Origin of the sequence: uncultured Arthrobacter sp. (assembly GCF_902805515.1) — a bacterium.
Taxonomy (GTDB): domain Bacteria; phylum Actinomycetota; class Actinomycetes; order Actinomycetales; family Micrococcaceae; genus Arthrobacter_D.
This window is the reverse complement of record NZ_CADCTE010000011.1, coordinates 1-1,487: the sequence shown is the minus strand read 5'-3', so window position 1 is coordinate 1,487 and position 1,487 is coordinate 1. Positions and strand designations below refer to the sequence as shown.

The window sequence follows — 1,487 nt, the reverse complement described above, 5'->3', positions numbered from 1 at the left end:
CCGTCGGGCAGGGTGAAGACGCCGATGGTGTTGCGACCGACCTTCCACGACACCTGATGCACATCTTTGGAAACGACGACACCGGTGTTGCGGCAACCGCCTTCGCGGTGCGCCTCGTCCGCGGTGGGTTTGCCGGTGCCGGGCGACACCGTGGTGACCTCGATGGGGAAGTCGTTCTCGTTGGTCACGGTGACGGTCAGGTTGCTCGTACCCCCGGGGTAGAGCGGTTTCCTGTCGTCGGACCGGCCCTTGAGGGTCAGCTCGATCGAGGTGCCCGCCTGCGCGACGCCCGAGCCGGAGCCGGTGATGCTCCAGTAGGCCCAGGCCGCGCCGGCGTTGACGGCGATGGCCGCCACGCCGCAGACCGCGAGAATCGTCTTGGTACGTCGATTGACCTTGCGCATGCCAGTCGCTTTCGCTTTGGTTCCGCTCGTGTCATTGGGCGGTAACGACGGTGGGGCGGGAATGGTGGCGCTGCCCCGCCCCACCGTCCCCATCAGGAAGCCGCGCTTACGGCGTCGAGGTGCACGTTGAACTGGAACCCGGCGGTCTGGCAGGCGTTCGCCGGGTCGTCGATCATCTTCAGCGGGCCGTCCCAGACGATCTCCTTGACCACGCCGGAGTCGGTCGTGGCCGCGGGCACGATCACGTCGCCGGGCAGGGCGGCGCCGTTGAAGATCGACACGTTCTCGACCCCCACGCAGCCGTCCTTGGTGGACGTGAAGTTGGTCAGGTCGATGTTGGTGATCTTGACCGGGAACTTGTTCTTGTTCAGGACGTTCAGCTTGACCGCAGTGGGGTTGCCGGGCGACAGCGAACCATCGGCCAGCCCGGCGCTGGTGACCTCAAGGTTCACCACTGACCCGGCCTTCGCCTGAGCGGTACCGGAGCCGGTGAGGTTCCAGGCCGCCCAGGCGGCGCCGGCGGCGCTGAGGCCGACCAGGGCAGTGAGGGCGATGCCGGCGGACCGTCTGGTGAGCTTGCGCATACGGAGCTTCCTCCTGCGAAGGTGAATTAGGTGCGCCCCGGACGTTGGGACCAACGATCCGGGGCGCGGGAAATGATGCGGCGCCGTACCGGTGGAGGCGGTCCGGCGCCGACGCCAACTTTCCCCGAATGCGTCGGTAACTGTGATCGGGTGACCGTTCGTCCTTGTGAGGGCATAAATCGGACCTCTCGGCCTGTCCGGCCTACCCCGATGGAGGGACCGGAAAAACATGAATGAGCAGGGCGTCTATGGCTTGCCCGACAGCAAATGTGGGTTCGACGTGGCCGTACGGAGGGCAAACGTCCCGCTAGCACCGTCGCGGTGTGGATTCAATTCGGGGAAAGCCGTAACCCGGTCCGTCGTGGCCGGTTGGCGGAGGCCCTCGACCGGCTGCTGTGCCGCCGAGGGCCTCCGCGGGTGCCGTCCCGCAAGGACGGCTCTATGCCTCTCGCAGCGGCCCGCCGGGCGTGAGCGCCGGTTGCGAGGCCGTGGACCAGGA

At 67.1% G+C, this 1,487-nt stretch carries 1 protein-coding gene and 1 pseudogene; both read right to left on the bottom strand.

The window, feature by feature from the left end:
- A pseudogene (locus QZX79_RS01545) lies at positions 1-404 on the bottom strand (hypothetical protein); the annotation flags it as partial.
- 92 nt (positions 405-496) lie between these two features.
- Positions 497-988: a hypothetical protein gene (locus QZX79_RS01540; protein WP_294563683.1), complete on the bottom strand. Its 492-nt coding sequence runs from the start codon at positions 986-988 to the stop codon at positions 497-499.
- Between the last annotated feature and the right edge of the window lie 499 nt (positions 989-1,487).